Raw genomic sequence first — 13,483 nt, forward strand, 5'->3', positions numbered from 1 at the left:
ACGCCTTACTTTCATCTATCACTTCATGTAAATATATTTTCCTTTATAATCAATAATCGCCTGTGAACTTATCAAAAAGTCTGCACCTAACAATCCCTGGATAGAATGCATTCGTTCACTTTTAAGCGCGGTATTAATAAAGGTCATATCCATTGATAAAACCGTCACATCTTGATCTTCCCAATCACCCAGTTCTAGTACATTATGATGAGCTATTCTTGGACGCAAGGAACCACTCGCGGTACCTATTGCTTTATCCATAAATTCTGTATTCAATTGAAACTCTTTATACAAATCTTGATTTACACAAGTTGCGCTAGCTCCAGTATCAATAATAAATCTGCCCTGATATCCATTTAACACAGCTTTGGTTACAATGTGACCGCTTTTTTTAGACAATCGTATTGGATGTGCCGTATAACCTTGACTGACGAGCCATTTTTTTAATGATTTCATATTCTTTGAATCTGGGTTTAAAGATATTCCGCTTTCGCGAAAGCATACCTACAACAAGCCTTATTTTTGCAGTATGATTTTAACTGATACGCACACTCATTTATACAGCGAGGCCTTTGATGAAGATAGAGATGAAATGATCTCGCGTGCCAAGGCGGCAGGAGTTCAACGATTTTTTGTACCAGCAATTGATTCTGAGTATACAGATCGCATGTTACAATTAAAAGCAAATTATCCTAGCGAAGTGTTTTTAATGTGCGGTTTGCACCCTACGCACGTAAAGGAAAATTATAAAGATGAGCTAAAGCATGTTTCTCAAATGTTAGAACAACATGAGTATGTCGCTATTGGAGAAATAGGTGTTGATTTATACTGGGACAAGTCCTTTAAAAAAGAACAACTAGAAGCATTTCACACTCAAATCAAATGGTCATTGGACCGTGACTTACCCATTGCTATTCATTGTAGAGATGCGTTTGATGAAGTTTTTGAAGTTTTAGAGGACTATAGAAACACTTCTTTAAAAGGAATTTTTCATTGTTTTACGGGAACGATTGATCATGCAAAACAAGCTGTGGACCTAAATTTACACCTGGGAATAGGTGGCGTTGCTACATTTAAAAATGGTAAAATTGATCAATTTTTAAATAAGATTGACCTAGATCACATCGTGCTAGAAACCGATGCTCCTTACCTTGCTCCTGTGCCTTACAGAGGAAAGCGCAATGAAAGTGCTTATACTAAACTTGTTGCGGATAAAATTTCATTGATTTACAATGTTAGTGTGGAAGAAATCGCAAGAATCACTACGGATAATAGTAAAAGAATTTTTGGGATATAAGTACATTTGCGACTAGAATGGAAGTTTACGACGACATACGATTTTTTAAGGATGATGAAGTGCAAACTGTCTTACAAAGTGCAGTGAGGCATCCTATGATCAAAACCTTATTTCAATATACATTTCCCAATAAATCCGACGATGAAATTAAGGATATCGTAACTAGATGTACGTCTATAAATGAGTTTCAAAGAGAAGTTATCAGTAAAACGGTAAAGCGTGTAATCGACACCACAAGTGCTGGTATGACTAGTAGTGGTTTTGACGAACTAGATACTAATACATCCTATTTATATATATCAAACCATAGAGACATCGTACTAGATACCTCGTTGCTCAATCTTATTTTATTTGAAAAGAATTTAATAAGAACAGCAAGTGCTATAGGTGATAATTTAGTACAGCGCCCGTTTGTAAACATGTTAAGTAAACTTACTCGTAATTTTATAGTAAGAAGAGGTGGATCACCTAGAGAGACATTACTTAGCAGTATTAAACTTAGCGATTACATCTTTCACCTATTAAAGGAAGAAAATCGCAGTGTATGGATCGCTCAAAGACAAGGTCGAACGAAAGATGGAAATGATCATACGGAGCAAGGTGTTCTTAAAATGATAGCACTGGCTGCTGGTAAAAAAGACATTGCAAACTATTTGAACGATTTAAAAATAGTACCCGTTTCTATTTCTTATGAGTATGACCCTACTGACGCCTTAAAAGTACCTGAATTGCTTGCCAAAGCCGCAGATCAAGAATACGTAAAGTCTGAAAACGAAGATTTTAACAGTATCATGTATGGTGCACTAGGACAAAAGAAACATATTCATATACACGCTTCAAAACCATTGGAAATAGTAAAAATAGATGGTGAAAAAACAAACAAAACTTTACAACGTGTTGTTGACCAATTAGACACCACAATACAACGTAATTATCATTTGTGGCCAACTAATTATGTGGCACACGATTTATTACATGTTTCTAGAAAATACAGCAAACATTATAGTGAGCATGATATGGCTCAATTTGAGAGACGATTGAGACTACGTGTTGATGTAGAAGATCAAATGACTGTGACTAGCTTTTTGAAAATGTATGCCCAACCTGTAACTAACAAAGAACTCCTAAACGCAGAATAATGAAACCAAATATCCTGCTTATCTACACAGGTGGAACAATTGGAATGATGAAGGACATTAAAACAGGTGCTTTAAAAGCATTTGATTTTGACAAACTTCTATACCACATTCCAGAGCTTAAACAACTAGACTGTACAATAGAAACCATTTCTTTTGAAACACCTATCGATAGTTCTGATATGAATACGGAAGAATGGCGCTTGATAGGTGACATGATTTATGATCGCTACGACAATTATGATGGGTTTGTTGTTTTACACGGCAGCGACACCATGTCGTTCACAGGCAGTGCACTTAGTTTTATGTTTGAAAACTTGACAAAACCCGTTATCCTAACAGGATCTCAACTACCTATAGGCGATTTAAGAACTGATGCAAAAGAAAACTTAATTACAAGCATACAGATAGCTACATTACGCAAGAAAAAGAAGCCCTTAATAAGGGAAGTTTGCATTTACTTTGAATATCAGCTTTACAGAGCAAATCGTACCGCAAAAATGAATGCAGAACATTTTGAAGCCTTCAGTTCGCCTAATTTTCCGCCTCTCGCTATAAGTGGTGTGCATTTAAATGTTGATGAAGATCTTTTATGGAAAGGATACAAAAACCGAGAGGTTCAAGTACATAGAGTTATACCTCGTAGTGATGATAGAATGCACTATCGACCACAAATGATAGCCGATGTCGTTGTACTCAAATTATTTCCTGGCATTACAGAGACCACCGTGCAAGCCATATGTAATATTCCAAATTTAAAAGGTATTATCCTCGAAACTTATGGAAGTGGCAACGCTCCTACTAAATCATGGTTTATTGATGCAATGAAAGATTGTTTGTCAAAAGATATTCGTGTTGTAAATGTAACACAGTGTCGTGGTGGATCAGTAGATATGGGTAAGTATGAAACAAGTCGTGCTTTGAAGGAAATGGGCATGATAAGTGGTAAAGATCTAACTACTGAAGCAGCTCTAGCCAAAATGATGTATTTACTTGCCTACATCGAGGATGATTTGATGTTTAAAGATTGTTTTGAAACAAGTTTAAGAGGTGAGATAACTAATTAGAAATTGGTAAACATAAAGTATTACGGTATTTTTGCGTTCAATTTTATGAAAATAGTGAGGTGGCCGAGTGGTCGAAGGCGCACGCCTGGAAAGTGTGTAAACGGCAAAACCGTTTCGAGGGTTCGAATCCCTTCCTCACTGCTAGAACCGTTGTTATACCTTTGATAGCAACGGTTTTATTTTTTTAAATTAAAATTTAGTCAATCCTTCCCTTTAGAAACCTCTCTTTTTATAAAATCAAGTAGGTATTCCAACATGGTTAAAACAATCAATGGAATACACAATATTAAAGGACCATAAAGCAGTTCTAATTCTACATTCCCTAAAATGTATATTGATAGCGACAATACATTGAAATAGGCAAGCAGAGCAAGAACTATGGAAAAAGCAGAAACTTAAAAACTTTATTTTTTTCGTTCATTACTCAGGTAAAATAAGTAAAGGCACTTGACTTACTTTACCTATTTCCATTACCATATTAGTAGAAAACCAACTTGTAAATAGATTGTGTTTGCGATTTACGATTGCCACCATGCTACTATCCCTACTCTCTACAAAATGTTTTACAGCTAGATTTACGTCGCTACCCGTTAAAACATGAAAACTATGCCTGTTGTTGGATAACGCATCATCTAAAATTTGTTTATTATCTTCTTGAGCTGTTTCTAGGCCGCTACTGGTATCAACATGTAAAACACAGATAGCTGCATCTTGAATAGTTGCAAGGTCTATTAGGCTTTGCAATCTTAAACTACTATAGGCACTTTTATAATCAGTAGGAAAAACTATTTCTTTAATTTCTTCTACCTCTGAGTCATGTGGAACAGTAAGAATAGTACAATTACCAGCCTCTTTCATGGTCGCTATTGTATTACTACCAAATACACTTTTTTCATAATTAGTTATTCCTTTACTACCCATTACTATCAAAGAGATATTTTCAGTAGATAAGGTTTTTGTAATCGCGGTGGCTACATCATCATGCATTAAGTGTGTTTTATAACTATGCTTTTCATTAGCACATTCTAATGCAATCTTTTCAAGCATTTTATTAAGTAAAACGTCACCCTTATCCTTTGGAGATTCATAAGTGAATGAAGCATCGTTGCCTTGTTTTAATTCATTGCGGCTATGATATTCAGTATCGTAAGCGTGCAATAAATGAAACATACAAGTTTCATCTTTAAAAAGCGTTGAAACATAAGTGAATGCGTGCCATGAATTTGAAGAAAAATCTGTTGCTACAAGGATATTTTTTGCCATAAAAACGGATGTTTTCGTATTAAACCTATAGGTATAAATTTAATAAAAAAACAAAGGTGTTTAGCATAAACTACAGCTTTATTTCAAGCTTTATTATACCAGATTAGACGTCGATTGCATAAACTTTCAACGTTTCCAAATTTGTAAATTTCAATGCGTTACTATCAGTTCCTTTTAGAATAATATGGGGCGCACATCCAGCTTTTTCTGCTTCGATCCATCTTAATACACACAAACACCATTTATCACCTGGTTTAAGACCTGGAAATTGATATGCAGGTATGGGTGATGAAAGGTCGTTCCCTTTAGACTTTGTAAACTCTAGAAACTCTTTCGTCATTACAGCACATACCACATGGGTACCTACATCTTGTATCGACGTCCTGCAGTATCCATCACGCCAATAACCTGTAATCGGATTGGTACAACAGGACTCTAAAGCTGTTCCTAGAACGTTTTTGGGTCGCGTGTTATTTTGAGACATAGTTACCAAACATTTAGTTTAAAAATTAGTAAGTCGTAATTATGTCAAATTCCTATATCATAAGAAGAAGGCCAAATTTAATTCTGAGACTCTTCCTTGCGGCGTACTGTATATTCATCTACCACTTCAAGCTCTGTACGGAAACTCAGAACCTTATCTGCCCATTTCTCCAGACCATCTTTTTGCAACGCTTCAGAATGTTTGTCTTTATACTCCTGCAAGGCCTGTGCGCTATAAGCTTTGTATTGAATTGAGTAGGTATGGGAACCGTCTTGCTCCTTGACAAGCACTTTAGTAAACCTAGCTTCCATAAACAGCCCTGTTCCCAGCACTTGTGGTATATGCTCACGCATCCATACTATCCATTGATCGTGAACGCTAGAATCTACATTACAGGTTACATTATAAATTACCATAATTAAAAAGCTTTTTCATTAGTATCACCACGCAATCTGCGGTATCGACGTCTAGCGTCTGTGAAATAAATGCTATCTGCGTGTGAGAAAATTATTTGTTCAAAATATTCTTGTGCTTTTGCAGGATCATCAAGTACTTCTTCATACAACTTTCCTAGCTCGTAAAGCGCATCATCACTCAAAATACCATCACCATGATTTTTGATAATCCTAGTGTAATTCTGGATAGCATTTTGGGTATCTCCTTCTACCTGATAAAGCTTTGCCTGTCTTAACAATGCCTCATCTTCAATGTCGTCACCTGCATGGTTTTGCAACACATTATTGTAGGCTTCAATAGCCTGCTTTCTTTTGTTTTGATATTGTTTTAATTCCGCTTTCGCGAAAGCGGACAAAGCAACATAAGTAGTATCTTGTCCAGAGTGGTCAGAAATCGTTAGACTCAATTGCATAGCATCATTTGCTATGAGCTTACTGCTAGCGCTGCGTAATACTTTTAATTGAGTGAGTGCCCAAGGAAAATCTCCTTTATAAAAACTGGTACGAGCTACTCTATATTGAGATTCCTGAGCCAATAAATCATTGGGCAAATCATTTTGAATTTGACTGTATAAAATAAGGGCTCGATTAAATTGCTCTTGAAGGACAAGGACATCGGCTAGTAACATTTTTACCCTAGCCTTATCAAATTGAGAAAAATTAGCTTTATTGAGATCTGCCAATAAATCAATGGCTAGTGGTGCATTGTCATTTTTGAACGCCAAGAACCGAGCATAATCTAGTTGTAACCTGAAACTGCGCTGATCACGACCGTAGAATTCAAGCAGCTGCTCATATTCTTGCTTTATTTGAGAATATTCATCTACTGAAGCTCCGTTAGATCGTAATTTAAGTTTGAGCACTTGAGCATTGTATCGAGTAAAGGGTGATTGAGCATTCTCAATCATAAAGTCCAGTATGTCAAATGCAGCAGGAATATCATTTTCCTCAACTGCGACCTCGGCAAGGTCCTGCAAGTTGTCCATACTTTCTTTGTCCCTATTGTAAATTGCTTTTTCTTGAATAAAGGCATTTTTAAAATCCTTTTGCTGCACAAACAACCATGAAAGCAATTGATTGTACAAAACATCTGGATTTGAACGTAATCTTTTAAGAAGTACTTTACGCAATATCGTATTAGTCTCGGACAATGCGTCGTCAGTTATATATTGAGAAAACAGAGCTTGTGCTCTTGCCCTGTAAGCGACATTTTTTTCAATGAGTTTAATATTCTCCTCAAACATTTTCTCCATATCACCTAGTTCACCATACAATCTAGCTAACTGAAAACTATAATTTGCTTGTGGCCTAAGCTGGGTTCCTATTTCATAGACTTGTACAGCCTCGTCCAGTTCTGTACGTTTTTCAAACCTACTTGCGATACTGTAAGTAAGCTCTGGCTTTTCTTTTACTAGATCGATTGCTTGTTGATAATAGCTACTAGCTATTGAATCATTTCCTTGCAATACTTGATTATAACCTTTTTCTATTAGTAGGGTTTGTTTGTATGCAAAAGATGTAGATACCTTTTTATCAATTAAAGAATCTACTTTACCGTATTCTTCTAACTGATGATAAGCATCAATTAATGAAAATACGGTATTGTAGTTCCTATTTTTCTTATCGTTGACTAATTTTTCATATATGCTGGCTGCCTTACTGTACTCGCCTTGGTCCATGTAGTTTTGCGCCAACTGCAAATTTTGCGCCGTTGACCACGTTACTAAAGACAAAAAAAGAAGCGTTACAGCATATTTCATAAATTATTGTATCATATCAAAACCGCAGTAAGGTACAAGAACTTCAGGGATCTTAATACCATCAGCTGTTTGATAGTTTTCCAAAATTCCTGCCATTATTCTAGGTAATGCTAGTGCGCTCCCGTTAAGAGTATGTAACAGTTCTGTTTGTTTTTCACCTGCACGGAATCTTAATTTCAAACGATTTGCTTGAAAGGTTTTAAAATTAGAAACACTACTTACTTCTAACCATTTTTCTTGTGCCGTACTATAAACTTCAAAATCATAAGTAAGTGTTGAAGTAAACCCAAGATCACCACCGCACAATCTAAGAATACGATAAGGCAATTTCAATTCATCAAGAATATTTTTTACGTGGCTTACCATATCATCGAGAGCCTGATCACTTTTATCAGGATGCTCTATTCTTAAAATTTCTACTTTATCAAATTGATGTAAACGATTAAGACCTCGTACATGTGCTCCATAACTTCCTGCTTCCCTTCTAAAACAAGGAGTATAACCAGTCATTGCAATAGGAAGGTCCTTTTCTTCTAATAGATCACCTCTATAAAGATTAGTAATGGGAACCTCGGCAGTAGGAATTAAATACAAATCATCATTACCTACATGGTACATTTGACCTTCTTTATCGGGCAACTGACCTGTACCGTATCCACTTGCCTCATTAACAAGGTGTGGTACTTGCATTTCTTGATAACCTGCTGCTGTATTTTTATCTAGAAAGTAGTTTATCAAAGCTCTTTGAAGTCGCGCTCCTTTATTTTTATAAACAGGAAATCCTGCTCCGGTAATTTTATTACCTAGTTCAAAGTCAATAATATCGTACTTTTTAACTAGTTCCCAGTGCGGTTGAGCTTGTTCATCTAGCACTGGCACTACACCATGCTCCTCAACAACTTCATTATCCTCGTCTGTAGAACCTGCTGGAACACTTTCTTGAGGCACATTAGGAATGTTGTACAACAACTCTTGTAAGTCATTTTGAGCAGTTTGTAACTGCTCAGCAAGATTCTTTGAAGATTCCTTAAGCTCGCCAGTTTGTGCTTTTAGCTCATTAGCCTCTTGTACTTTACCAGATTTAAATAATTCTCCTATTTGTTTGGACAACTTATTACTTTGAGAAAGTGTTTCATCTAGTTGAGCTTGCAAACTTCTTCTGCGCTCATCTACTTCGATAGCTTGTTCTAGCATAGGCATGGCATCAATATTACGCTTGGTAAGTGCCTGAGCAAATGCCTCTTTGTTTTCTCTGATTGCTGCAATTTGTAGCATTGAAATAAGTTTTAATTATTTAAGCCGATAAAATTACTGATTCTCCTTGTATTAAACGAGAATCAAGGTCGGTTTGTTGGCGTATCTTGTAAAGGTGACGGCATTAACCAGGTTGCATGTTTAAATTGAGACCATGGTTGTGATGCGATGTCAATAGTATCATTTGTAAACTTTGATCTAGGTCTACCATTTATAGAAACACTTGAAGATATATAAACAGCTACATCTTCACCTTTATCAGCATACTCTTTTTTAAGCCTTTGAGCCAGTTGCCACATGAAATCAGGCTTCGTATTTGCCGAATTAAATTGTTTTCTAGACAATCTTTCTTTAATATTCACGCGTTCACGTTTACCAGTTTCTTTATTCTCCACATAATAAACAGCTCTTCCAGAACGACTGCGCAACATCATGCGCCAGCTTAATCGATGACCTTCTTCAGTCCACAATACATCATCCTCTATCACCCAATGACGCAACGGAAGAACTAGCATGATTAGTAAAAAACTAATAGTAAACACTTTTATAATACCTGCGTGTTTTGGTACAATTACTTCTCGTGCAGCATAAAAGGTTTTTTTACTCAAAAATCTTTTATGAACGGTTTCAGTGGTAAGAAAAAACAATAAAAACGATAGTGCCAGATAAGGGAAAACACCAATCTTAAAGACTATAGAGTTGAATAAATGGAAGAATACACTTGCTATAATTGCAATCCACCTAGTTCGTTTCCACAATAACAACGGGACAATAATTAAATCGAAAAGTAGCCCATAGTATAGAATAGCAACATGAGCCCAATCTTGTTGAAGAATCTCATAATCACGTCCTCGAGTGGACATTAAAAATTTCTCAAAACTTCCATCCAACCAGTCTGGGTAGAACTTAGCTATACTGGCGTAGCTGTAAACGATCCATACAAATCCGATAATTAGAATATAAATCCATCGACTCATATGAATTTTCAATAGTTCTTTGTTTTTTTTAGCATCAACAGATCCAGCTTTATGAGCAGGTAAGAAAACAAGTAACCAATTAAGTAACATAATCAAATAACAATGATTATTGTAACTAGATTTTTGAAGTAAATAAACGTAAGTCCATGTAATCGCATAAAACAGCATTGCCATCCTATACTTGTACCCTAACATAATAAAGATACCTGCTATTCCCATAGCACTGTATAGAACGTACATGCCATATCCTGGCAACGGCTCTAAAAACTCAAAACCTATGAATGTAAATGTAAACTCAGTATCTATAAATAAACGTTTAACAGCACCCAAGGCAATACTTCCAAAAGCCTCGCAAGTAAGAATGAGTCCATAGACCATTCTAAAAACAACAAGAGCAGAATTATCTACTTGGGTAAAAAACCATTTATTTATCGTCTCTCGCATAATCTTGTGTACGCTTTAAATCATGATCCATAGCACTTACGAGTTCCTGCATGGTATCAAACTTCTTTTCATCCCTTAACCGTTTATGAAAAAACAGCTCCATTGAGGTATCATACAAATCACCATCAAAATCTAAATAGTAAGTTTCAATGGTACGGTAGTTTCCATTCCCAATGGTAGGGTTAACACCTATGTTAGTCATACCAAAGAAGTGTTTCCCGTTAATACAACTAGATGTTATATAAACTCCATTCCCTGGAATTAATTTGTACTCTTGGTGAACATGTAGGTTTGCCGTTGGGTAACCAATAGTTCGGCCTATTTGTTTACCAGATCTTACATGACCTTTTAAACTATAAGTTCTATTCAAATAGCGATTTGCTCGTTCTATCTCGCCGCTTTCTAGCGATTGTCTCACTTTAGTACTGCTTACTGCAACCTCTTCTACTTCTTCCTTTGAGATTTCAATTATATCAAAATGGTACTCACTAGCATATTCTTTAAGCTCATTAATGCTTGCACTACGATTGCGACCAAAACGATGATCATAACCTATAACAACAACACTAGCCTTTAATTGATCAACCAATATTTCCTTAACATATTCCTGTGCGGTAGTTCTTGAAAACTCTATTGAAAAAGGATGAATAACCATATTCTCAATTCCTTGATCTTTTACAAGTTCAGTGCGTTCCTCGATACTATTAATTAATTTCAAATCATGGTCTGGTTGCAATACCATTCTAGGATGAGGAAAAAAGGTAAGAAGCACACTTGTCAAATTGTCTGCTTGAGCACGATTAACCACACGTTGTAAAATTTTTTGATGTCCATGATGCACACCATCAAATGTACCTATGGTAACCACACTCTTTCTATCTGAGTTAAATTCGGATATGTTATTATATATTTTCAATTCGCAATTAGTCGATTACTTTATTAAGTCTAGTATACTATTTTTTCACCTTGATGATTTAAGTTTTGTACGCTTTCGCGAAAGCGTACTAACTCTACTCACTACTTACCATTAAATTCATTCATAGCATTAGACAATCCTGCATGAATAAAAGCCAAAGCAGCATTTGAAGCTTTGTCAATACGTTCTGGTAAAGCTGCTTGTTCTTCCTTATTCCATTCTCCCAACACATAATCAACCTGTCGACCTTTACCAAATTGGGCCGATATACCGAATCGAAGCCTAGGGTAATTAGGAGTATTCAAGGTAATTTGAACATCCTTGAGACCGTTATGACCACCATCACTACCTTTTCCCTTCATGCGTATTGTCCCGAACTCCAGATTAAGATCGTCTGTAATAATTAGGATATTCTCTTTTTCTATTTTTTCCTGTTTCATGTAATATTTCACCGCCTTACCACTCAAATTCATAAAGGTATTAGGTTTAAGGAGCACTACTTTCTTTCCTTTATGTGTAGTAGTTGCTACATCGCCTAACTTTAGAGTCTCAAAGGTAACATCTTTCATAGCAGCAAGTTCGTCTAGTATCTTGAAACCTATATTATGTCGTGTTTCTGTATATTTTGAACCTGGATTTCCTAATCCTACAACTAGAAATTTTTTCATATCACTTTCATGAGTTTTTACTTTATCACCTAGTAATTTTTGCAACCATGTAAACATCTTTCAAAGCTATAAAAACGAGACGATCTTTTTGTTATAAGTTTATAAAATGCTGGCACAAAAAAAGCCTTGAGAACTCTCAAGGCTTGTAATTTAGGTTTAAGAAAATTTATGCATCTTCCTTAACTGCTGCCACATCGCTAGTTTCAGTAGCTGGCACATCTTCATCATCATCATCATCGTCATCTGCAACAGCATTACGAGATGTTTTAACCATTACAACAACCATTGTATCTGGGTGCATAATTTCATAAGAATCAGAACGCAATTCCTTAACCTGTCTCTTCATACCAATTTTAAGGTCTGATATTTCTACATTAATGTAGTCAGGTAAGTTTGCAGGTACTGCTTTAACTCTAAGCTTACGGTTAGGGAATTTAAGTACACCACCGTTAAGCACACCACGTGAATTACCGTGAAGTTTCACAGGGATTTCCATAGTCACTGCTTTATCATCAAAGATTTGATAGAAATCAGCATGTAATAATAATTCTTTTACTGGGTGCCATTGTAAATCTTGAGCAATAGCATTGTAAGTACCGTCTTTTCCTAGATCTATCACTACAGTGTGAGCATCTGGAGTATAAACAAGGTTTCTGAACGCATTTTCGTGCGCTGCAAAGTGTACTGGCTCGTCTCCTCCGTAGATGACACAAGGAACCATACCAGCATTACGTAGGGCTTTAGTTGCCTTTTTACCCACGCTTTCTCTTTTAGATCCGTTGATCGTGATTGACTTCATTTATTTAAATTTAAATTAATTTACATTATAAAATTATCGCTGATGGACTCATTTTGTTGCACGCTTTTCATCACAGTCGCAAACAGTCCTGCACAGGATAATACTTTTATTTTAGAACTCTCCTGTCTTAAAGGAATAGAATCGGTTACAATTAACTCTTCTAATTGAGAATTCTCAATTCTCTCATAGGCTTTACCAGAAAGAATTGCATGAGTACAAATAGCTCTTACACTTTTTGCGCCGCGCTCCATCATTACATCAGCAGCTTTAGTTAATGTCCCGGCAGTATCTACCATATCATCAACTAGCACCACATTCTTACCTGTCACGTCTCCAATTAACTCCATGTGAGAAATCACATTGGCTTTTTGACGTTGTTTATAACAAACTACCACATCACTTTCTAGAGTTTTGGCATAAGCATAAGCTCGTTTAGAACCACCCATATCAGGTGAAGCAATAGTTAGATCCTCTAAAGCTAACTCCTTCAAATGAGGAACAAATAAAGAGCTCGCAAAAAGATGATCTACTGGTTTTTCAAAGAAACCTTGAATTTGATCAGCATGTAAATCCATGGTAATGATTCTTGTTGCACCTGCTGTCTCAAGTACTTTAGCAATCATTTTTGCTCCTATTGGAACACGTGGTTTATCCTTTCGATCTTGTCTTGCCCAACCAAAATATGGAATTACCGCTGTGATGTGTCTTGCACTTGCTCTTTTTGCAGCATCTAGCATCAATAACATTTCCATAAGGTTATCGCTACTAGGCTGTGTTGAACCTATTATAAAGATGCGACGACCTCTTATAGATTCTTCAAAGCTAGGTTGAAACTCACCATCACTAAAGGTAGAGAAGTTAACCTGACCTAACTCGGCACCATATGCCGTAGCAATTCTTTTGGCAAGGTCCATACTTTGCCTACAGCCGAATAATTTTGCGTCCTTAAGTGCGTAGCTCATT

14 protein-coding genes and 1 tRNA gene are annotated in these 13,483 nt (G+C 36.1%); 4 read left to right on the top strand and 11 right to left on the bottom strand.

The features are described 5' to 3' along the window. Positions 1-18: 18 nt before the first annotated feature. Positions 19-456, bottom strand: coding sequence for a retropepsin-like aspartic protease (locus AAT17_RS05700; protein ID WP_042276039.1), 438 nt, complete (start codon positions 454-456; stop codon positions 19-21). Positions 457-529: 73 nt separating this feature from the next. Between AAT17_RS05700 and AAT17_RS05705 the strand changes: the two genes are divergently transcribed. The 4 genes from AAT17_RS05705 to AAT17_RS05720 all read left to right on the top strand — a co-directional run bounded on the left by AAT17_RS05705 (position 530) and on the right by AAT17_RS05720 (position 3,641). Further along, positions 530-1,297 carry a TatD family hydrolase gene (locus AAT17_RS05705; RefSeq protein ID WP_060523239.1) on the top strand — a complete coding sequence of 256 codons (768 nt, stop codon included), beginning with the start codon at positions 530-532 and terminating at the stop codon, positions 1,295-1,297. Between the two features lie 17 nt (positions 1,298-1,314). Continuing rightward, on the top strand, positions 1,315-2,436 hold the full coding sequence (locus tag AAT17_RS05710) for a 1-acyl-sn-glycerol-3-phosphate acyltransferase (RefSeq protein ID WP_060523240.1): 1,122 nt from the start codon (positions 1,315-1,317) through the stop codon (positions 2,434-2,436). After that, positions 2,436-3,500, top strand: a complete 1,065-nt coding sequence (locus tag AAT17_RS05715) for an asparaginase (RefSeq protein ID WP_042276043.1) — start codon at positions 2,436-2,438, stop codon at positions 3,498-3,500. Before AAT17_RS05710 ends, AAT17_RS05715 begins: the two co-directional genes overlap by 1 nt. A gap of 53 nt (positions 3,501-3,553) precedes the next feature. After that, positions 3,554-3,641, top strand: a tRNA-Ser gene (locus tag AAT17_RS05720). Between the two features lie 279 nt (positions 3,642-3,920). On the opposite strand, the gene AAT17_RS05725 is transcribed toward AAT17_RS05720, so the two are convergent. From AAT17_RS05725 to AAT17_RS05770, 10 genes are all read right to left on the bottom strand, one after another. Continuing rightward, positions 3,921-4,763, bottom strand: coding sequence for a universal stress protein (locus AAT17_RS05725; RefSeq protein WP_060523241.1), 843 nt, complete (start codon positions 4,761-4,763; stop codon positions 3,921-3,923). Positions 4,764-4,866: 103 nt separating this feature from the next. Beyond that, positions 4,867-5,247 (bottom strand): DUF2237 family protein, encoded by a 381-nt coding sequence (locus tag AAT17_RS05730; protein ID WP_042276079.1) that lies wholly within the window; start codon positions 5,245-5,247, stop codon positions 4,867-4,869. 77 nt (positions 5,248-5,324) lie between these two features. Continuing rightward, a complete protein-coding gene (locus tag AAT17_RS05735; protein ID WP_042276080.1) occupies positions 5,325-5,663 on the bottom strand; it encodes a DUF4286 family protein in 339 nt (112 codons plus the stop codon). Positions 5,664-5,665: 2 nt separating this feature from the next. Then, entirely contained in the window at positions 5,666-7,462 is a 1,797-nt protein-coding gene (locus AAT17_RS05740) for a tetratricopeptide repeat protein (RefSeq protein WP_253279796.1), read from the bottom strand. Between the two features lie 3 nt (positions 7,463-7,465). Then, positions 7,466-8,737, bottom strand: a complete 1,272-nt coding sequence (gene serS / locus AAT17_RS05745) for a serine--tRNA ligase (RefSeq protein WP_060523242.1) — start codon at positions 8,735-8,737, stop codon at positions 7,466-7,468. Between the two features lie 62 nt (positions 8,738-8,799). Then, positions 8,800-10,137, bottom strand: coding sequence for an HTTM domain-containing protein (locus AAT17_RS05750; protein ID WP_060523243.1), 1,338 nt, complete (start codon positions 10,135-10,137; stop codon positions 8,800-8,802). Then, positions 10,118-11,053 carry a bifunctional riboflavin kinase/FAD synthetase gene (locus AAT17_RS05755; protein WP_060523244.1) on the bottom strand — a complete coding sequence of 312 codons (936 nt, stop codon included), beginning with the start codon at positions 11,051-11,053 and terminating at the stop codon, positions 10,118-10,120. Before AAT17_RS05755 ends, AAT17_RS05750 begins: the two co-directional genes overlap by 20 nt. A gap of 101 nt (positions 11,054-11,154) precedes the next feature. Further along, positions 11,155-11,778 carry an aminoacyl-tRNA hydrolase gene (gene pth, locus AAT17_RS05760; RefSeq protein WP_042276086.1) on the bottom strand — a complete coding sequence of 208 codons (624 nt, stop codon included), beginning with the start codon at positions 11,776-11,778 and terminating at the stop codon, positions 11,155-11,157. Positions 11,779-11,887: 109 nt separating this feature from the next. Next, a complete protein-coding gene (locus AAT17_RS05765) occupies positions 11,888-12,520 on the bottom strand; it encodes a 50S ribosomal protein L25/general stress protein Ctc (RefSeq protein ID WP_042276087.1) in 633 nt (210 codons plus the stop codon). Between the two features lie 20 nt (positions 12,521-12,540). Next, on the bottom strand, positions 12,541-13,482 hold the full coding sequence (locus AAT17_RS05770) for a ribose-phosphate pyrophosphokinase (protein WP_042277238.1): 942 nt from the start codon (positions 13,480-13,482) through the stop codon (positions 12,541-12,543). Position 13,483: the final 1 nt, after the last annotated feature.

Origin of the sequence: Nonlabens sp. MIC269 (assembly GCF_001430865.1) — a bacterium.
Classification (GTDB): domain Bacteria; phylum Bacteroidota; class Bacteroidia; order Flavobacteriales; family Flavobacteriaceae; genus Nonlabens; species Nonlabens tegetincola.